This is a genomic window from Psychrobacter sp. NG27 (assembly GCF_016106655.1).
Lineage (GTDB): Bacteria > Pseudomonadota > Gammaproteobacteria > Pseudomonadales > Moraxellaceae > Psychrobacter.
Window position 1 is genome coordinate 380,181 of sequence record NZ_JADGIN010000003.1, and the last position, 20,006, is coordinate 400,186.

The following is a 20,006-nucleotide window of genomic DNA, read 5'->3' on the forward strand; positions in this document are numbered from 1 at the left end:
ATGTCAGACTGCGCTGCTCAATAATTCATTTATGAGCAGCGTTTTTTGCTTATGCATGTCAATATATTAATTATAAGTGCGTATTACTGATTACCGTTACAGTACTCAGATTCAGTAATACCAATGTGTGCGAAATATTAAAAGAATAGGGGTGGCGTGTATGTTTGGCATCATAAAAGACTGGCGTGAGCAGCGCATACTAGATAATAGCGAGTTTACCCATGCCGATTGGGAGCAGGCGGCTGAGCGTATCGTGATACTCGACAGATTGAGTGCTGACGAGATGAAGCATTTATTTGAGCTAGCAACGTTATTTTTGGCTGACAAATTCATCACTGGTGCACAAGATTTTGAAATTACCAATGCTGTCAGACAGTCCATTGCACTGCAAGCATGCCTGCCGATCTTGAATCTAAGTCTTGATTGGTATGCTGGCTGGTCATCCATTATCATCTATCCGGGTTCATACAAAAGCGACAGAACCACCGTAGATGAATTCGGTATCGTCCATGAGGGCAGCCAACACCGTAGCGGGGAAGCGTGGCTACGTGGGCCCGTCATCTTGTCTTGGAAAGATGCCAAACACTCAGGTGAGCGTGATGGGCATAACGTCGTCATTCATGAGTTTGTGCATAAACTTGATATGATGAATGGCCGTGCCAATGGCTTTCCGCCGATGCAATCTGATATGGATCCTGCTCGGTGGACACAGATTATGTCGCGAGATTTTGAAGACTTTCAAACACATCGCAAGTCAGGGCTTGATCGTTATGGTACGACCAATCCTGCGGAGTTTTTTGCGGTACTGAGCGAGGTGTTTTTTGAGACACCACAGAAGCTGGTAGATGCTTATCCGGATATTTATGAGATTATGGTGAAATTCTTTCGTCAGACACCGTTATGAGTGATACTTATAGAGATGGTGACAGTAAGCTGTATTCAAGACAGCATAAGCATATTGGAATTAGGCAGCTAAGGTGATTAATACTATAAATAATAATGTGGCAAAAGTAGAAATCTATGAAAGTGCTGATGGAAAGGCGCAAGTAGATGTACGTTTTGGGCAAGAGACAGTCTGGTTGTCACAAGCACAAATGACCGAATTATTCGGTCGTGACCAGTCAGTGGTTTCTCGTCATATCGCTAATGCTATAAAAGACGAAGAAATCGATGAAAAAAGCAATATGCAAAAAATGCATATTGCAAATTCAGACCGTCCGGTGACTTTTTATGACTTAGATGTGGTTATATCAGTCGGTTATCGCATCAAATCTCCTCAAGGTGTGCAATTTAGGCGTTGGGCAACACAGCGCCTACGTGAGTACTTGGTACAAGGCTATACGCTCAATCAACAGCGCTTCGATAAAAACTCTATTGAATTGCAACAAGCGCTAAAACTAATCAAAAAAACCGCACAAAGTCCCGAGCTTAAAACCGACGAAGGACGCGGACTGGTTGAGATTATCAGCCGTTATACACAGACATTCTTATGGTTACAGCGCTATGATGAAGGTCTACTGGATAGTCCTGCAGGGCAAGATGGTGGTATCTTACCCAGTACGGCTGAGGCCATGGCAGCGTTAACTGATTTGAAAGCGCAGCTGATAGATAGGGATGAGGCGACTGAGTTATTTGCCAAGCCTCGTGGTGATGGTTTGGATAGTGTATTGGGTAATTTGCAACAAACGGTCTTTGGTGAGCCTGCGTACCCGACTATCGAAAGTAAAGCGGCACATCTACTGTACTTTATGGTAAAAAACCATCCTTTTACTGATGGTAATAAACGCAGCGGCGCTTTTTTATTCGTGGGTTTTTTGCACCGTAATCACCGACTGCTGAATGATAAAGGCGACATGGTCATCAATAATACAGGGCTTGCGGCATTAACCTTATTGGTCGCTGAATCTGACCCCAATCAAAAAGAGACTTTGATCAAACTGATTATGAATATGTTGTCGTTAGAAGGGCAATAAACAAGCTTGTCATCAAAAACCAAGTAACATAAGTTGGTATATATTAATATTTGAATATATTGTATTCATAAGCAGATAGAGCAGTCTGCCACTTTAAACAGGCCCTATAAAAGTGGTCAGTCAATCGTTTCTATACACTTTAAACCGTCCATTGGTCATTAATGATCGCCACCAGATAACGCTTGCCTTGATACTCATCAAATACCAAGCGCAATACACGCCAGTCCATACCATCATATTCATCAGTGCCTTTATCATAAAACTCTACAACGTATGACCTTTGGTATATCTCTTTTAAATTATTGATTGAATTGCCATTATTTTTGAATTCATTGATGCTGATATTGGCATTATTGAACTTCTTACCATCTACCCACGTATCCAAGTACGTTGGCAGTGGCGTGATTAATACATCACCCGTGCCGTCTTTTTCACCCCATGTAAAGCGAATATTGGACTGTTGTAGATACTGTGCGTATTGTCCGCGACTAAAGACTTTGTCAGTCTCGGGCCGCACATAAGCATACATGGAAAAGCGAACGCCACGTGTGGGATGAATATCATTGGTGATTCTAGAAAAGTCCTTATTGGCCAGTGCACGCTGTATACGTAGCGCTTGCTGTCTAAGGGTTTGTTGACTGATGTCAGCACTAATAGGCGTTGATGAGATACTGGTAGATTGAGAGACAATAGCCTCGCTGGACTCAGAAGCAGACTGGCAACCAGTTGCGCTCATAGCGAGCAATAAAAGGCTACTGGAGGCCAATGTCGCAGATTTTCCCTTAAAAAAAGCAGGCAATATAGTCATAAAATTGTCCTTCCCACAGTTGTTAGCGAAAGTTATTAGCTAATAAGTCATTAATAAAACACTATAAATTGTCATGAGAACAAATAAGGAAATACCATAAAAGCGCTATGTAATCGAGATACTAGTAAGTAAACCTGAATGATACGATAATACAGCAGAGTCCTAATATGGCTATGATGTAATAGACTGTAACATTCATAGGATAAAAGCTCGTAGAGAACGACATGCCAACATATAAATCGCTGACATTGACACTAACCATAGCACTGACGACTGTTGGTACTGCTACAGCAGATGTGGCAACAGCAGATCAGAAGCAATCTGGGATGGAAGCTATGAAAATTGTGACCATTTCAAAAATGTATCAACAAGACATAGATGAGCAAGGTATGAGTAATCCTGTGGTGCTACAGCAATACGCCAATACTGAATTACAAGCAGCGATGGCACTTGAGCAAGCGTATTTTGATAAAAATCAAATGTCCTGTAATGTCGATTATGATGTGCTGTGGGATTCTCAAGACCCTGACTATACACAAGACAAAAAGCTTTCGATGACTGAGCAAGATTTAGTTCAGGTCAGCTTGGCGCAAGGTAGCGATATTTATTATGAGTTGTCGTGTGCTGACAATAGCAATAGTGATGGCAGCACAGATTGCCAAGTTGCAGATGTCAGCTTGAATGAGCATGGCAAAACGTTACGCAAATATTTGATCGAGACTTGTCGTTAGTAGAAAGCTGAGGGTGATATCAAAAATTTCTGAGCTAAAAGTATTTTTATTCAAAACTTATATTCAGCACTTAGCTTAGCAAGATGTGCGAATGACAGTCGGTAAATTATTATGTACCAACCTTTTTGAAACCGTTGGTTTGTTTTCGCATAATGTATATTATGTTAAATTAAGTCTATGTAGTACTAAGTTTATAGCCAGAACTTAAAGATGAGTTCATATCTCTATAGCTATATGATGCTTGTCTAAGTAATCACTGTGATCATTACTAGGTTCAACATGAACTGAATCACTCTAATTGATTATTATAGAATATTTTTAGATTCTAATCTGCTTATGCTCAAGCTTGATTTGTTCTGCCTCAAAAATCTTTGATGGTTTTTTCTGCATATCAGCACCAGACTGGCTACCTCTGCAAGAATGCTCATTCACTCAATAAATGATTTATCCAGCCCCTCATTTTTAATCACCATAACCATGGCACAATAATCCAATCCGCTATCATGGGCTTATTGATAACGGATGCGACCTAATCAATACTATATAAAAAATCAGTATCTAACGTTAATGACTCTTGACCGGTCTGCGCGGCAACGATAAACCCTTCGCCAAATACAAACAGCGTGTCAGACTTCTGCTTAGCATCCTTGGCACTTACCTTTTTAAACTCAGCGAATAGCCATTGCCTAATATCAGTTTTGTGCTGATGGGCTATTTTATGTGGCGAATACTGAGTGTCTGAATACTCGGCACAAGCATTGATAAACAGGCAACCATAAAACCCCTCTGATGATGTCCAGTCTTTTAAAAAGGCTAAATAACGCCTTGCAACAGCTGCTGCATCCTTACTCTCAACATCATCAAAGCACGCTTTTAATTGAGTCATAAACATCTGATGACGATACTTAAGTACCTCCTCAATCAAGCCTTCCTTATTGCCAAAATGAGCATACAAGGTTCGCTTGGTCGTGCCTGCCTGTTTTGCTAATAGCTCTACTCCGCTATTATGAAAGCCTTGCTTATAAAGCAGCTCATAACTTTTCTGTAAAATAGTATCTCGCAATTCCATTGGTTCTGATTCCTATCGTTCAATAAAAAAATACTGTGTTAATATACCGTTCGGTATACTTAGCTAATATACTGACCAGTATACCAGTAGTAATACTGTTAATTGTTTATTTATTCATAGGAAGTCGTATGCATTCATTTTTTAATTGGCAGAAGTTAAATGGTCAAGTCAGCCAATGTCCAGAAAGATTGCCTTTATCAATGATACTCGTCGCTTGGCTTGGTGGTACCATTGCTATATCAACGCTCGCTATACTAGGAAGCTCAGTAGAAATCATTATGATTCTAGGATCATTTGGCGCAAGTCGTTTACTGATGTTTGCCTATCCTGCCAGCCCTTTTGCTCAGCCAAGAAATGTCATAGGCGGGCATGTGATTGCTACTTTCACAGGATTAGCATTTATGGCGTTATTCGGTATTTACTGGTGGAGTCTGGCAACGGCTGTAGGCACTGCTATTGCGTTGATGTTGTTATTTAGAATGCCGCACCCACCTGCTTGCTCTAACCCTTTGATCGTCATGCTGGGCGCGGTAAAGTGGAGTTTTTTAATCACACCGACTTTGCTTGGCGCTATCACTTTAGTAATCGTGGCGCTCATTTATAATAATGTCGGTAAAGACAGACAGTATCCAACGTATTGGTGGTGATAATCTCATATTGAGACAGCACAAAAAATCTAATTGATGACACGCCCTAGTTTTTTGTGCTGAAAGATGGTTCATCTGTCGCGTGTTTTACTGTAGCACAGGGCTTAATTCATTCCTTCTCAGTTGTTTCATGCGCAGGCCGATGTTACCCAGTATCAGCATCATGCCACCAATGATTTGGTAGCCGGTCAGCCCCATGTCGAGAAAGACCCAGTTGATTACGGCTGCGAAGACAGGAAAAGACAATTCGGCCAAGGTTGCCAGTTGCGCGGGGATGGTTTTCAGACCTTGGTAATAAAACCACATGCCAATAAAGCCACTTAGCAAGGCCATGACAACGACAAGGATCAGATCCACCGGCGTCATCAGCGACAATCCATCCGACTGCACCAAGGCCATGGGCACAAGGACTAATAGCCCAGCAACAAATCGACCCGACATGATGGCATTTGCTGGTATGTTTTGATGGGATAGATACTTACCGCACACAGTGGCTGCGCCCCATGCAATCACCGCGATCAGCGTGTAACCGTAGCCTTTGAGCAGACTTATCGTATCGCTCGAATAGTGCCATTGAGCGTTGCCCAACGTACGTAAATCTGGCCACATCATCACAAAGCTGCCCAGCAAAATCACCGCCGCCCATTGTAAAAACCGCCCTTCAATACGCTCTTTCAGTAACCAATAGGCCAGTAAAATAGCAACGATAGGCTGAAGTTTTTGTAGCAAGATCACAACAGTAGGATTTAAGTAATGAAAAGCTTCGGTAAATGCCAAAGTACCTATGGCCGAGCCAATACCGCCGATAAAAAACAAGCTGGAAAATCCGCTGAGTGACATATGACGATAAACATTGCGATAACGCCATAACATAGGACTGACGAATAATACCAGCGTCAGGTGTTCGATAAGAACGATCTGCAAGGTTGAATAACCAGCGCCTAACAACGGGTAGCGGATTAAGGTATCCAATGCCCACGTAAAACACGCGATCATGATAAAGAATGTTCCTGCCATCTTGATTTTCTCCAATCAATAAGATGTACAGGGGTGATGAGAACAAATAGTACCAATCTCTGCGCTTAAAAAACCACAGATAAAGCCCCTATTGCTAGGCGCATCAAAATCTTGGTCGATCCTTCTATCATCCGGACTGTAACCGTCGGCTCTGGCATCTCACCAGATCTGCTGACCCTTGTTCACGAGGAATAAGGCGCTCGCGGGCTGTTTAACTGGATGATGTCACCCAAGAAAAAATACCGCCGGTGGGGAATTTCGCCCCGCCCCGAAGTTCGATTAATGTAAATTTACGCGTCTAATTCTAAACCCATCCGCTTCCTTAGGCAATAATTAACAAGCCTTTTAAGCTTATTAAAGGCGCAAAATCTAACTACTTATCCTATCCTTATGCTAACGATAAAAGCTCTAGGAACAGTTTTGAACCGTCCCGCCTATATTGAAGGCTGATTCACTTATGTCAAGTTGCCAATAACGTTTCTGCATGTCTTTCACAGACCTCTTATAGACGTGTTATAGCATCAAGATACTTTTACCCTTTACTTAACTCAAAATTAATCATCATCTAAAAACCAAATACTCTATACATATAATAAATAACTCTATTTTACAGTGTAATACCAATATCCTGCCTTATTTATTAATCATGATACTCATAATCCCAGTCGCCATTTTCATCGCCATCATAGCTGAAGTTATTTTCCTCGTACTCATCCGGATCAGTTCTATAGTGTCCAGATACTTCAGTACCATCGCTACGTACATAACTGTCTATATAACCGTAACCTACTTCGCCGGAATATTCGTCATCATAAAAGTCTATATTTTCTTTATAAATCTGACTTTCATCATAGTCTGAACCGTAACTCTTATCATACGAAGGCGCATCAAAAATACCTGTTGTGTAAAAAATCAGAAAACCTATCGGCAGGACAATATTTAAAAGTAAATAACTCCCTCCTTGGTGTACTGTATCAAATATATACCATACTTTCTTTATATAGCTTATACCAAAACCTAGCTCCGAGTTAGACCTCACTGAGGTAGCTGTATATTTAATCTTTTTTAAAAGAGGTAATAAAACATATATTAAATAGCAAATAAAGATAATAAATATTATGATTTTCATCTATGTTAACTCTTAATTTACTCGAATGTATCTTAGTTATTTATATGATCAGATAATGTATCAGAGCTAAAAAATTCTTATCAACTATACCTATAGCGTCTCTTATAGATATACTCCTCTCATATTATCTTACTACTGATGAAGATAATATAAATATTGAAAACGAATGATCATAATTATTAAACCAACATTTTTTTAATTATATTAGCCAATATTAGCCCCTAGCTAATACCTTTCAATGAACATAAAGGCTCGATTCCGTACTACCAATATTTCGAGAAATACCAATCGAGTTAGCCATAACTTTTTGTTATTATTAACGCGGTTTTATTTTATTAAAATAAGCTATGAACTTATTTGAAAACTAAGTACGATGAAATAACAACGTGATCAGGAAGATCAATTTTAGGTAGCTCTAGATACCTTTATGACATGACAGGGAGTAGTCCATGCTATACCCCAACTCCAATACTAGTCCCAATACTGAACACCGTAGCATCCACTTCCGCAAAAAATACGACAACTTTATCAATAGTGACTGAGTCGCCCGTATCGATCGATAGCAAATATTTTAAGAAATCCACTCCAACCGATGGTAAGTCATTTTTCATGGCCAATATATTATCTTTTAAACCCATCACCCCTATTCTACTTTAAGTTTGAGATACCGGTGTTTGAGGTGCCTGTGATGGTGGTTGATATGTACTACCCCTCCACATGAATATAAAACATTTCTGTATTCAAAGTACGTGCTCTAAAAATATGCGTTTTTCACATTACAGCACCGAAATGACGCAAATAGTTGTATCAAAATAGTGCTTTTCCTACCTGATTTATGGGAAAAGACCGTTTTCTGTATGGCACAAGATTTGCCTTTGATGAAAGCATGACGATGTTGGTCACGCTTTAACCGAAGAGAGTATGTTGTCTTTACTTATAAAGCACTTAATATATTTTGATAATAGCTTACCAATTCACTACTCATTGGCTGAGCTTCGGAGAACGATATGTCTACAAACGCTAATGGCCAGATAAATGGCGTAGCAGGAAATACTCAGGCTGAAAAAGACTATTTTGCTAAAAGACAACTCAAACAAGGTGCGGTTGGCTGGGTATTATTAATAGGCCTTGGTGTTGCCTACGTTATTTCTGGAGATTTTGCAGGTTGGAACTTTGGGCTTGCTCAAGGTGGTTGGGGCGGGATGTTTGTTGCCACCATCGTGGTCGCTATCATGTACCTTTGTATGTGTTTATCTATGTCAGAAATGGCGACGATGTTACCTACGGCAGGTGGTGGTTATAGTTTTGCACGAACCGCTTTTGGTCCTTTGGGCGGTTATCTAACGGGTACAGCCATTTTAATTGAATACGCGATTGCGCCCGCTGCGATTGCTGTATTCATCGGCGCTTACTGTGAGTCTTTATTTGGCATTGGTGGATGGATGGTATATCTGGCTTGCTATATTGTCTTTATAGCGATTCACTTGAAAGGTGCTGGCGAGGCCTTAAAAATTATGTTTATTATCACAGCCATTGCTTGTATCGCACTGGGTGTGTTTATAGTAGCCATGATTCCTCATTTCGACAGTAAAAATCTTTTTGATATCGCCGTTGGCAATCAAGCCGGTGCCAGCACCTTCTTACCCTACGGTTATGTTGGAATTTGGGCGGCTGTGCCCTATGCAATTTGGTTCTTTTTAGCCGTTGAAGGCGTACCCTTAGCCGCTGAAGAGGCCAAAGACCCTGCTAAATCATTACCACGCGGACTGATTGGCTCAATGTTGATACTCGCAACCTTTGCGACTCTCATTCTATTCTTAGGACCAGGAGCGGCTGGTGCTGATGCGTTAAAAGACTCAGGTGCACCCTTAGTAGACGCTTTGGTTTCTGTGTATGGCAGCAGCTCTTGGTTAGCAAGTTTTGTAAACTTTGTTGGTTTAGCTGGTTTAATTGCAAGCTTTTTCTCGATTATTTATGCCTACTCTAGACAGATATTTGCCTTGTCTCGTGCAGGATACCTACCTAAGAAACTGTCATTAACCAACAATAATAAAGCCCCCTATTTAGCGCTTATCGTTCCTGGCGTCATAGGCTTTCTGTTATCACTCACAGGTGAAGGAGACCTTCTTATTCTCATGGCTGTGTTTGGTGCAACCGTTTCGTATGTCTTAATGATGGCATCTCACATCAAATTACGTTTGTCTCGGCCTGACCTTGCTCGCCCATATAAAACACCTGGTGGGATTTTTACTTCAGGCGTGGCTTTAGTATTGGCATTACTTGCTGTCATAGCAGGGTTAATGGTAGATCCTAAAGTATGGTTTATGGCCGCTGGTATTTATGTCGTACTTATTCTATATTTTGTGATATTTAGTCGGCATCATCTAGTCAGTGGTACACCAGAAGAGGAATTCGCGCAAATAGAAGCGGCAGCGGATGAATTGAGTTAAAAGCACTAATTATAAAGTCACTGATTATGATGTTGTATAAAGTAATTAGACACTTCTCACATGACTTTAAGTTACAAATTGGTTGAAACTTAAAGTCATGATGATTTGAAATACATAATACATAGTTTCGTTGGCAACTCACATATCAAAGCTGAGTAATGTGATTACGCAATAAAGGTGGTTAACATGGCATATAAACATACCGTAGGACAGCGAAGCTACCAATTTAAAGACTTAAAAACCTTGCTGGCAAAAGCATCGCCAAGGCGTTCGGGTGATGAGCTGGCTGGAGTAGCAGCCAGCGATGCAACTGAGCGCGTAGCAGCACAAATGGCATTAGCAGACTGCTTATTAACTGACTTTCTAGAGGACTTTTTAATACCCTATGAGACGGATGAAGTCACTCGCCTCATTGTGGCACAGCATGATTCTCAAGCGTTCTCTAAAATAGCCAGCTTTACGGTCGGAGACTTAAGAGACTGGCTTTTAGGAGAGTCAGCGACCACAGAGGCCATCTCCGAATTAAAATATGCCTTTACACCTGAGATGGTCGCAGCCGTCAGTAAAATAATGCGGGTACAAGATCTTATCTTGGTAGCGAAAAAATGCCGCGTGGTCACTAAATTTCGTAATACCATCGGTCTAGAAGGGTCTCTATCCACACGCTTACAGCCCAATCATCCAACCGACGATCTATTGGGTATTTCTGCAAGCATCATTGATGGATTGATGTATGGCAACGGTGATGCGGTCATTGGTATCAATCCTGCTACCGATAACATCCAGAACCTGTCTGAACTATTGAAACTGCTAGACCATGTTATCTCCGAATATCAAATCCCTACTCAATCTTGCGTCTTAACCCATATCACGTCCGCTATACAGTTAATCAATAAAAACGTACCTGTCGATTTGGTTTTCCAGTCCATCACAGGTAGTGAAAAAGCGAATACCAGCTATGGCATAAACTTAGCGATGTTAAGAGAAGGCTATGACGCTGCCACGAGTCTTAATCGCGGCACGGTCGGTCAAAACGTCATGTATTTTGAAACCGGTCAAGGTAGTGCCTTATCGAGTAATGCTAACTTTGGTGCTGATCAGCAGACGCTCGAAGCCAGAGCTTATGCTGTGGCTAGAGAATTTAAACCCTTATTGGTTAATACCGTGGTTGGTTTCATCGGGCCTGAGTATCTTTTCGATGGTAAACAAATCATTCGAGCAGGATTAGAAGATCATTTTTGTGGCAAGCTGCTTGGCGTACCCATGGGTTGTGATATTTGTTATACCAATCACGCTGATGCAGATCAGGACGATATGGATACGTTACTGACGTTGCTTGCCAATGCTGGCATTAACTTCATCATGGGTATTCCAGGTTCAGACGATGTCATGCTGAATTATCAAACGACTTCATTTCATGATGCCCTATATATTAGACAACTTCTTGGTCTTTCCCCTGCCCCTGAATTTGCGCTTTGGCTGAGTAATAATGACATCTATACCCAATCTGGAAATAGTATCAATTGGTCAGATAAGCCGTCTGCCTTACTGTCGGGGATAATGGGTAGTAAGCTTACTTAAGCGAGAGTATAGAAAACGTCGATAACCTATAAAGAGAAATGCTATGTCCATTGACTACTCACAAAACAAGACATCATTGACTGTCAAATCGAATACAAACAGTACTAGTGATTTAGTCCATTTAGACCCGTGGGAAAAATTAAAACAATACACAGATTCTAGAATTGCTTTGGGACGTGTAGGCTGCAGTGTCCCCACTAAGCCCTTGCTGAAGTTTCAGCTTGATCATGCTGAGGCAAAAGATGCTGTATTGCAGGACTTAGATGTTGATTCCTTAATCGTAAAGCTTTCTGAGAATTGCCGTTCGCCTATAGTAGAGCTAGATCTAGAACTGGTTACAGAGAGATCAGATCAGATAAACAACCAAGATGATCAGATGAATGATAGCTTAAAAATACTGAAAGTAACCAGCCAAGCGCAAGATAAGTCCGAATATCTTAAACGTCCAGATTGGGGCAGACTGCTTAGTATTGAGTCCGCTAAGCAATTGGAAGTATTTGGTAAGGACAAATCTTACGATGTTGCTATCGTCATGGGAGATGGCCTATCAGCGAGAGCGATAGCCGAGAATGCTCCCAAACTTGTTGCAGAACTCCTCTCGCTTTTTAATGATAAAGGCTGGACTATCGCCCCCTTAGTTATTGCTACTGGTAGCCGTGTCGCTTTAGGGGATGAGGTCGCAGAGCGTCTTCATGCCAAAATGTTGGTCATGCTGATTGGAGAGCGTCCAGGTTTGAGCTCTCCTGATAGCTTAGGTATTTACTATACTTGGGATGCTCAATCTTCGAGTCATGATGCTATGAGAAACTGCATCTCTAATGTGCGTAATGCTGGCCTGCCAACCAGAGTGGCAGCAAGCCGTCTCTTAGCATTAATGGAGAAATCTTATGAGCTCAAGCTATCTGGGGTTGAGCTAAAAGATGAGCAGGAACTACCGGTATTAGATCAAAGTCAAACAGCGATCAAGCTACTGTGATGAAGCAAAAAAAACCTTTTAGGCTAACCAACAGCCTAAAAGGTTTCTTCTATAGTCATATCTACATAAATCCGCTACATCGCCATCCTCGTTAACCATACTACTGTATAGCTGCACTCGATTGACTTATATCGAAATTACTCGAACTCAACTATTTGTTGATTTAGTAGTCAACAGTATAGCTCAAACCATAAGTCGTGCCTGCTGCAGGTAAACGGTTCAGATCACCATACGTGGTCTGATGATAAACTGTTAAATAGTCTTTATTGAGCAAGTTATAAACCCCATAACCTACTCGGCCTACTGGCATCTCTACTTGTCCCAACACATCAAGTGTCATGTAACCCGTAACTGGCAATGCACTAGAATCAGGGTCTTTTTGTTGATCTTTAGAGGCTCTGTCATCACCGCCAACGGCCAATGCTTGTAGACGTATGTTGCTGCCTTCATCAAAGTTATACTGAGCAAATGCGGTGCCTTTTAGTGGTGTTAGGCGTACAGCATCCAGCTCCAGCCAATCACCATTATAGTCATATTGACCACGGGTATATGCCACACTACCACCTACTTGCCACTGATCGCTAAGGTCATGAGTCAGTGAACCTTCTACGCCATAAACACGCTCATTAGTATCTACAACCTCGACAGTATAGCTGTCTGTAAAGCGCACTACTTTATCTGATTCGTTATAAAAACCGCTTAAGCGTGCCGCTGTATCGCCGTGTTTGCCCTGCCAACCAAACTCGTAGTTATTGGTTGCAATCGGTTGAACATTGTCTGAGTTAACCACGAAACCTGCACGCACATCACGCAGTGCTCGCTGTATATCTGCAGTATCAAGACCTTGTGAAAAATTGGCAAACAATTGATCTTTCGATGTTATCTGATAGCTGGTACCAAGATTGAAAAGTACTTTGTCATGGTCGGTGTTGCCTTTTTCTACGTCGCCTGCTTGATAGTCAATGCCATAAGCTGCACTTGTCCCGCTAATAGCAGAACTATTAAAATACTCTTCAAGCAGCTGCTCATAGATGGGCGTAAAGGTATCAGTCTCAGATTTTAGCTTTTGATAACGCACGCCAGCACTAGTATGCCACTTGTCGGTCAAGTCAATATCTGCATTGACAAAAGCACCCAATTTATCGATGGTGGTATCTGGCCCACCATTGTAAGTAAGCCCATTGGTTTGGGCGGTCAAGCCATTACTTGCAAGAAATATATTTAAGTCTTGACCATAATAGGTCTGCTCACTGTTTTCGCGTTCGACATCCACACCATAACTAAATAGTGTGTTTTTGCCTGCGATTTCGGTTTCAGTTTGCATGGCTGCACGTAGACCCATCACTTCGATATCAGCTTCTGACTGGGTCACAAATACTGCGGCACTGGTAAGCTTGTTCACTGTGTTTTCGTTAGTCAAACCATTGGCCTGCCATACTTCAGCTGCTTGGGTTGCTGCACTCTTGGCAGAAGGATAAAAACGGCCTTTTTCATCTCTATAGTAGCCCGTTACACTTAAGCTAGAACCTGAACCCGCAAAATCATCATCACTATAATTTAAATTCACGGAGCTTTTTTCGGTATAAGGCTGGTTTTCTACGTTGGCACCATCGATGGCTTTTAAGGAAGGTTTTGCGCCAAACAACACGGCTAAACCATCACCGTAGTCTGGGCCATAGTCGGTATCTTGCTTATCTTTATAGTAAGTCGCTGCGAGATCAAGACGTTGGGTATCCGTTAGCTCTACACCTAAGCTACCATTCACACTTAGTGACTCGGTATCTTGTTGATCCGTTTGATTGACATCAGGACTAACTCGGTCGCCTTTGCTATCGAACTTGCCGCCTTTGGTCTCATAATCAACATCTAAGCGTCCATAAGCCCGCTCGCCGCCATATCCTAATGTTTGCCCTACGTTATAGCCAAATGAATCTGAATCAAAGTCGCGGCTACTACTAACGCCCACTCTGGTTTGTCTAATAGGGCCATAACCCACCAGAGATTTAGTCACAAGGTTAATCAGACCACCTGACGCGCCAGCACCATAGATACTGGTGGCACCTGAAAGCACCTCTATCCGCTCAAGCTGTGACGTATCAATACTGTTAAGCTCACGTGAAAGACTGCGTGAACCGCTTAACGGTACACCATTTAGCAAAAACTGTACTGGACGGCCATGCATGGTGGTGCCGTAGTTACTGGTCGAACCACTACTGGTACCCAAGCTCGGAATCAGCTGTGCCAAGATGTCACCAGTGGTACGGTTGCCCGTCGCCTGCATCTGAATCTCGCTTTCAGTAATTACTTGCGTGACGGCTGGCATCTCACTAATCTTCTGAGCCAGCGCCGTACCCGTTCTGGCTTTAGCCGTGACATTGATAGTGTCTAAAGTCACATTAGGTGTCTCATCTGACGACGAGTTTGCTGCTGAGTTTGACGTCAGTTCTGTCGAAGCCTGCACATCTGATACGGCATTCGCTTCATTGATATTGGTTTGAGCATACAGTTGCTGGCTAATACAAAGGGTGAGAACAGATAGAGCAACTTGATGATGGCTTTTCATGATTATTTCACTTATGTTATTTCACTTAGTTGGATAGATAGACAGTGGTATGAGTCATATTTAGCTAATGATACTGTGTGTACTAACTTTGTGAAGCACATTCTAAATGATAATCATTTCTATTTCTATATATATTTCTATATTGCTAGTAAGTAATGCTCTGTGACAATCGTAAGTTTAACTGTCTATCGTGTATTTGATGAGCTACTAAACAGTTCATCTAATGCGTTATGAGTATAGGCCTCAAAAAACATCTGAAACTTAGCCTCATCTGCTTTGTGCTTTTTTTGGCAATCTAGTAATAGCTGCTGCGCTACATCAACAGGCAGTATAAACACACCATCATTATCCATCAGAGCGATATCGCCTGAACAGATCATCGTTGTCTGCTCACCAGAGCGATAGGCAATATCGGATGCTAGCGTGCCTGTGCCTGGTGCTTGGTTGCTCTTGAAAGTGGTTATGGAACTGATACCTTGTGCAAATACAGGGAAGCCCAGCTGCTCAATTTGTACCGAGTCCGTTGCCTGTCCAATGACAATGACGGCGGATAGCTTCTCATAGATAGCCGCGCAAGTTCGCAGTGCTCCCCAACATGCCTTGATGCCTAATACTTGAGCATCAATACATAACACATCATTAGGCGCTGCTTGAATCAATGCCTGATTGATCGCATCCGTGTTGTCAGAGGTTAGTTGCACCGTCAACACTCGGCCGACTATGGTAGCCGTGCAAGGATTGAGTGCTTTGATATCTGGTAAATACCCTACTCCCGTTAGATGACCAATGGTTGAAGTGCCTATCTCTTTATAAGCATCCATAAGATCATTAATATCGATGTCATTCATTATATTCTCACTATCGCACTTTTTAGCTTTTGCTTGTTTCTTGATAACTTTTGTCGCATCACTAAGTAGCTATTAGTTAGTTAAAAGAGTTAATTGGCTAGCGGCTTTTCTTGACACGCTTGAACGGATTGATCGTTTTACTTTCTCCCGCTGGCATACTGCCATGAGGATCAGCGCCACGGGTAATCACAGGCAATAGCAATGTTTTATGCGGGTAATGTGAACTGTTTAATAACCCATCACGGAGTATCTGACGCTGATCATCATCAAAATCGATAGTCACTAAGGATTCCTCGATACTAGTCATTGCCTCGTGCCACAGAGTCTCTTCATTGATATGATAGTGCTCAACCAATGACTCGATAATCGCCCGAAGATTAACCAGTAACCCTAGCGACTGTAGATAAAATATCAGCGCTTTCGGCGTCTCTCGATATAGATGATTTTTAAAACCTGGTGGGCTCAGATATTCAGGATCTGCTATTTTATGGCGTGCCAGCCATGGTGGATAGATACGTACGGAATCATGATCACGTAATAACAGACTGGTAAAACGATTGTCTTTTAATACGATAACAATATTTTGCCCGTGCATCTCGGGCGCAAACCCTAGGCGTAAGCAGCGAAGCATCGTCCCCAAAAACATATCGCAAAGACTTTTAAAGCACGCTATGACAGCGAGTTTCTTATTCTTTGGCGAGCCTTCTTGAAAGCTGTTTTGGCTAGTACTATGAATGCCCTCCTGAGCAATCCCGTCAAAAATGTGATGGCTGACACCTTGCTTATAGACCAACATGCCCAAGCTTGCCATGGGTAACAGTTGAATCGTATCGTCACAAAGATCTGCTGGCAGTTGACGTAGCATCGCGCCTAAATGCGTGGGTTTTTCTTGATAAAAATAAGGATTGATAGCGCTTTTATCATGCAAATGAGAGGGCAACATATAACCCCACCACAGACGTTCATCCCATAACCGTAGCTGTGCTGATAGCTCAGGGTCTAATGTTCTTGCCTGCATCAATATGGCTTGGTTTTTTTCACCATTGATCAGCTTGAGGGCTGGCAAGTAGCGTTTTGAGTTTAGTGCGTACACACCTATAGGCAGCTTAATGCTATTTGGCGTATCAGCATCAATTAACATACTGCGCATGGATGAGCTGGCATAAGTGATGAGTGCATCAAAAGTCAGGGCGACAACTGTGCCATTGGCAAGATCGTCGGCATACATCTCATCAATCACATGAGTCATTTGCCAAGGGTGTACGGGCATCGCAATGTGCGTGTCTGCAATACCTTTGTCATCTAGCTCTCGCATCAACTTCTGCTGCTGCGTAGTATCCAAAAGATATTTCGCTGGATTTTGCGTTGTTGTGTCTTGAACATGCTCTGCCACCATGACATGGCTTTTGGCAATGGCGACCCATGCCAGCGTAATGGGCTGATTAAACTCTGCCATATAACGTTTGTATTCTGTTGCCGTAAAGCCCAATTTACCTTTTGCCAGTGGATGAAAAGGACGATCCATCAGTGAGGCCCACTGCTCCGCTGCAATCAAGGTTTGATACCAATGCGGATTCTGACATACTGTAGTCGTGATGTTTGCCACTGCTGACTGTTGCTGCGCTATAAATGAAACCTCTAAGCTTTCTTTTAGCTTTAAGACACCGATATCAGATAAGCTGGCACTATCCATCATTGATAAAAAGATATCTAACAACTGCTGTGCTGAGCTTACTGGCTCTAGCAAAGCGCTATCTACATGATGGCTATTATTAAGATTACTATCAAGACTGTCATTCAAATTGTTGTTCAGACTGGCATTGACGTTGTGTATGACAGGCAGACAAGATTTAGACAATCGCCACGGTGACGCGTAAGCAGGCTCTATCAGTAGTAATAACTGTCTCTCTTGGTCGATTCTTATCACCATTAACGGGTTATTTTGGTCAAAGAAATCTCGATATTGCTCTGATAGCATTTCTAAAGATTGACGTACATTTTGAGCTTGAGTCGTCTGATGATTTGCTAAATACTCAGCGGTGGTTGTTACCTGAATATAGCGCTCTTCCACCCACTGCTCTAATAGAAAGCACTCTACCAAATGACTAATCAGCGACCATTGGATGGCCTCGATATCTGGTTCAGGATTTACATCAAGAGGGCTGTTTTGCGCAGAAGTTTGCACAGGAAATAAGGTATGCATCGTCTTACCCCTGACTTTTAAACAATGGGTTGTTAATATATTTAATCGGGAATGCCTTATCTCCGAATAATCGGCGCTTAGCCAATGACTCAATGCGCGTTTGTTCAGCGAATACATCAAACAAGTCAAAGCGTACTTGATGCTCTGGATGAGAGGTTTGATAGTCAGTTACGCAGTCAGCAACCTGTTGCCAAAACGCCACTTCAGCATAGTTATAATACGTCTGTATAAAAATCGCAATATCTGACAATGCCACAAAAAACAAGCAAGCAACCGTCATATCACGAATGCCATCTGTATCTTCGGTCTCGATGAATGAGCCTCTATTTAAGGCAGCATGAGCAGGTGGCAAGCTATAAAAGTCTGGACGCAAGTGTTGTTGAGTCAAATGCGTGGGTGAATAGCGAACCCCGTCATGCAAGTCTTTTAATAATATTTTTACGGGATAACCATCTTCATGTACCAAGATGATGTTTTGCGCATGGCACTCTAATGCCACACCATAACCAAATAGGATATGTAACAAAGGGGTAACAGTGACCTTAATTAACTGCGCAATCCATGTCTCTACACCATATTTATCAAGCCAAGGTGCTATCAGATGCGAGCCGTCAGCATTGATATAACTGACACCATTGAGCGGAAATGCAGTTTGACCTTTTGATAGATACTGACTGACATTTTCCCGCCAAATCGCAGCCAGCCCGCCATACATATTTGGATGCTGATAGCCACGTGTGCGTAACGCCTCATGGTCTAAACTAACGCCAACGGTCTCACCTAAAAACGCAATGGGTAATGCTTGGGCAGTTTTGTCATCTGCAATCAGTTGATTTAACCAAGTGGTGACAACAGCCGCATTCATCACGGTATGCTTTGCCAGTATTCGTGTGCTTGAGGTGTTAATCAGGTGCATACTTAGCTTTAGGTAGGCTTTATTATTACTGACGTCATTATTAACATTGTCATCAGCATTACCAAGCATCGTCAATGAGCGAATAGACTGCTGAGCGCGGTACTGATGACCCGCACTACCTAAGTAGATAACTTCCTGCGTGGCAAGCAGTGGCTGTAATGCTTGAATTAATGTGTTTTGCCATTGCCAAGGATGCGCAGGTATTAAGCAATAATTATTAGCCGTACCTTCGTCTTGCTTATTTGCGATTGCAAGTACTTCTGTGAGTTTGGCATTGAGTGCATCAAATTCACTAGTACCCACATAATCTTTCACCCATTCATTGATATCGATGTCAGTAGTGGTATTGCTCACCAGTAGCTCTTTTTTGACCGCCAACCACACCACACCGATATTTTGATCAAACTCTGGGCCATAGTCATAGTTATCTTGCAAATCAAAACCAATACGAGACTTAAAACACGGATGATAAGGATGCCCTGCCGTCAAATAGCCTTCGAGTTGCTCATAAGTGAGCGTATCAATAGGCATAGGCATATTAGACATCAGTATCTGAGACTGTGTTTCGTTCACTAAGGTATGGCGCAGCTCTTTGATAAAGCTGTCTTTGAGTTCTGCACCTTCAATATTGAGCAAGATATCACTGATCACATGCTCAAGAATAGCGTCTTGAGCAACACCATTAACCACTCGCTGCACATTTAACTCATTCAAACGAATGATGTCAAAACTGTAATGAATATAGCCTTGCGCGGTATAACAGACATCACCATCTACTTTGATAATAAAATTCAGCAGAGTCTCACTGTCAGCACTGTCATTAGCGGTGTTCGCACTTTCAGATTCAAAATCAATGATATTTTCATATAACAATGCTTGTAGCAATTGCTTAATCACTCGTTGCTCAGCGCGTGCGATAATTTGAGAATTAACAGGTGCTTGCCACGGTTTAGTTGCATAAGTGACATTTGCACTATTATTATTTTTGGTAGAGTTTGCTAGATTATTGGACATAGATATAAGCTTCCTGTCTGAAAATTGAATCAAATAAAAGTATGAATTTAGATGCGTGTAAAGCGAATGATAATTATTTAC

General features: G+C 42.0%; 15 protein-coding genes and 1 riboswitch. Of the genes, 7 read left to right on the forward strand and 8 right to left on the reverse strand.

Annotated elements, in window-relative coordinates; translation table 11 throughout:
- Positions 1-160: 160 nt before the first annotated feature.
- Together IP485_RS07550 and IP485_RS07555 are read left to right on the forward strand one after the other, a co-directional pair.
- Positions 161-904, forward strand: coding sequence for a zinc-dependent peptidase (locus IP485_RS07550; protein WP_198326701.1), 744 nt, complete (start codon positions 161-163; stop codon positions 902-904).
- A 73-nt stretch (positions 905-977) separates the two neighbouring features.
- Complete coding sequence (locus tag IP485_RS07555; RefSeq protein WP_320159123.1) at positions 978-1,973, forward strand: virulence protein RhuM/Fic/DOC family protein; 996 nt, start codon at positions 978-980, stop codon at positions 1,971-1,973.
- Positions 1,974-2,112: 139 nt separating this feature from the next.
- On the opposite strand, the gene IP485_RS07560 is transcribed toward IP485_RS07555, so the two are convergent.
- Entirely contained in the window at positions 2,113-2,781 is a 669-nt protein-coding gene (locus IP485_RS07560; RefSeq protein WP_198326702.1) for a hypothetical protein, read from the reverse strand.
- A 224-nt stretch (positions 2,782-3,005) separates the two neighbouring features.
- Between IP485_RS07560 and IP485_RS07565 the strand changes: the two genes are divergently transcribed.
- Positions 3,006-3,512 (forward strand): hypothetical protein, encoded by a 507-nt coding sequence (locus IP485_RS07565; RefSeq protein WP_198326703.1) that lies wholly within the window; start codon positions 3,006-3,008, stop codon positions 3,510-3,512.
- 529 nt (positions 3,513-4,041) lie between these two features.
- Here IP485_RS07565 and IP485_RS07570 read toward each other — a convergent pair.
- Complete coding sequence (locus tag IP485_RS07570) at positions 4,042-4,581, reverse strand: TetR/AcrR family transcriptional regulator (RefSeq protein WP_198326704.1); 540 nt, start codon at positions 4,579-4,581, stop codon at positions 4,042-4,044.
- Between the two features lie 128 nt (positions 4,582-4,709).
- Here IP485_RS07570 and IP485_RS07575 point away from each other — a divergent pair, with 128 nt between their 5' ends.
- Positions 4,710-5,228, forward strand: a complete 519-nt coding sequence (locus IP485_RS07575) for an HPP family protein (RefSeq protein WP_198326705.1) — start codon at positions 4,710-4,712, stop codon at positions 5,226-5,228.
- 87 nt (positions 5,229-5,315) lie between these two features.
- Here the strand turns inward: IP485_RS07575 and IP485_RS07580 are convergent, their stop codons facing one another.
- Both IP485_RS07580 and IP485_RS07585 read right to left on the reverse strand, forming a co-directional pair.
- The gene (locus tag IP485_RS07580; RefSeq protein WP_198326706.1) at positions 5,316-6,245 is read right to left on the reverse strand and encodes a DMT family transporter; all 930 of its coding nucleotides are present in this window, start codon (positions 6,243-6,245) and stop codon (positions 5,316-5,318) included.
- Between the two features lie 114 nt (positions 6,246-6,359).
- Positions 6,360-6,525: riboswitch (FMN riboswitch) on the reverse strand.
- A gap of 360 nt (positions 6,526-6,885) precedes the next feature.
- Positions 6,886-7,374, reverse strand: coding sequence for a hypothetical protein (locus IP485_RS07585; RefSeq protein WP_198326707.1), 489 nt, complete (start codon positions 7,372-7,374; stop codon positions 6,886-6,888).
- A 1,007-nt stretch (positions 7,375-8,381) separates the two neighbouring features.
- On the opposite strand from IP485_RS07585, the gene eat reads away from it, so the two are divergent.
- From eat to eutC, 3 genes are all read left to right on the forward strand, one after another.
- The gene (gene eat / locus IP485_RS07590) at positions 8,382-9,824 is read left to right on the forward strand and encodes an ethanolamine permease (protein WP_198326708.1); all 1,443 of its coding nucleotides are present in this window, start codon (positions 8,382-8,384) and stop codon (positions 9,822-9,824) included.
- A gap of 186 nt (positions 9,825-10,010) precedes the next feature.
- Complete coding sequence (locus tag IP485_RS07595) at positions 10,011-11,405, forward strand: ethanolamine ammonia-lyase subunit EutB (RefSeq protein WP_198326709.1); 1,395 nt, start codon at positions 10,011-10,013, stop codon at positions 11,403-11,405.
- A gap of 43 nt (positions 11,406-11,448) precedes the next feature.
- Positions 11,449-12,381 (forward strand): ethanolamine ammonia-lyase subunit EutC, encoded by a 933-nt coding sequence (gene eutC, locus IP485_RS07600; RefSeq protein ID WP_198326710.1) that lies wholly within the window; start codon positions 11,449-11,451, stop codon positions 12,379-12,381.
- A 163-nt stretch (positions 12,382-12,544) separates the two neighbouring features.
- On the opposite strand, the gene IP485_RS07605 is transcribed toward eutC, so the two are convergent.
- The 4 genes from IP485_RS07605 to IP485_RS07620 all read right to left on the reverse strand — a co-directional run bounded on the left by IP485_RS07605 (position 12,545) and on the right by IP485_RS07620 (position 19,925).
- A complete protein-coding gene (locus IP485_RS07605; RefSeq protein WP_198326711.1) occupies positions 12,545-14,944 on the reverse strand; it encodes a TonB-dependent receptor in 2,400 nt (799 codons plus the stop codon).
- 185 nt (positions 14,945-15,129) lie between these two features.
- Positions 15,130-15,792 (reverse strand): RraA family protein, encoded by a 663-nt coding sequence (locus IP485_RS07610; protein ID WP_198326712.1) that lies wholly within the window; start codon positions 15,790-15,792, stop codon positions 15,130-15,132.
- Positions 15,793-15,889: 97 nt separating this feature from the next.
- Positions 15,890-17,995 carry an IucA/IucC family protein gene (locus tag IP485_RS07615; protein ID WP_198326713.1) on the reverse strand — a complete coding sequence of 702 codons (2,106 nt, stop codon included), beginning with the start codon at positions 17,993-17,995 and terminating at the stop codon, positions 15,890-15,892.
- A 4-nt stretch (positions 17,996-17,999) separates the two neighbouring features.
- On the reverse strand, positions 18,000-19,925 hold the full coding sequence (locus tag IP485_RS07620; RefSeq protein WP_198326714.1) for an IucA/IucC family protein: 1,926 nt from the start codon (positions 19,923-19,925) through the stop codon (positions 18,000-18,002).
- Between the last annotated feature and the right edge of the window lie 81 nt (positions 19,926-20,006).

Excerpts from the sequence above, each read along its gene's own strand:
- IP485_RS07550 (WP_198326701.1), top strand. The coding sequence starts at position 161 with ATGTTTGGCATCATAAAAGACTGGCGTGAGCAGCGCATACTAGATAAT.
- IP485_RS07560 (WP_198326702.1), bottom strand. The coding sequence starts at position 2,781 with ATGACTATATTGCCTGCTTTTTTTAAGGGAAAATCTGCGACATTGGCC.
- IP485_RS07565 (WP_198326703.1), top strand. The coding sequence starts at position 3,006 with ATGCCAACATATAAATCGCTGACATTGACACTAACCATAGCACTGACG.
- IP485_RS07570 (WP_198326704.1), bottom strand. The coding sequence starts at position 4,581 with ATGGAATTGCGAGATACTATTTTACAGAAAAGTTATGAGCTGCTTTAT.
- IP485_RS07575 (WP_198326705.1), top strand. The coding sequence starts at position 4,710 with ATGCATTCATTTTTTAATTGGCAGAAGTTAAATGGTCAAGTCAGCCAA.
- IP485_RS07580 (WP_198326706.1), bottom strand. The coding sequence starts at position 6,245 with ATGGCAGGAACATTCTTTATCATGATCGCGTGTTTTACGTGGGCATTG.
- IP485_RS07585 (WP_198326707.1), bottom strand. The coding sequence starts at position 7,374 with ATGAAAATCATAATATTTATTATCTTTATTTGCTATTTAATATATGTT.
- eat (WP_198326708.1), top strand. The coding sequence starts at position 8,382 with ATGTCTACAAACGCTAATGGCCAGATAAATGGCGTAGCAGGAAATACT.
- IP485_RS07595 (WP_198326709.1), top strand. The coding sequence starts at position 10,011 with ATGGCATATAAACATACCGTAGGACAGCGAAGCTACCAATTTAAAGAC.
- eutC (WP_198326710.1), top strand. The coding sequence starts at position 11,449 with ATGTCCATTGACTACTCACAAAACAAGACATCATTGACTGTCAAATCG.
- IP485_RS07605 (WP_198326711.1), bottom strand. The coding sequence starts at position 14,944 with ATGAAAAGCCATCATCAAGTTGCTCTATCTGTTCTCACCCTTTGTATT.
- IP485_RS07610 (WP_198326712.1), bottom strand. The coding sequence starts at position 15,792 with ATGAATGACATCGATATTAATGATCTTATGGATGCTTATAAAGAGATA.
- IP485_RS07615 (WP_198326713.1), bottom strand. The coding sequence starts at position 17,995 with ATGCATACCTTATTTCCTGTGCAAACTTCTGCGCAAAACAGCCCTCTT.
- IP485_RS07620 (WP_198326714.1), bottom strand. The coding sequence starts at position 19,925 with ATGTCCAATAATCTAGCAAACTCTACCAAAAATAATAATAGTGCAAAT.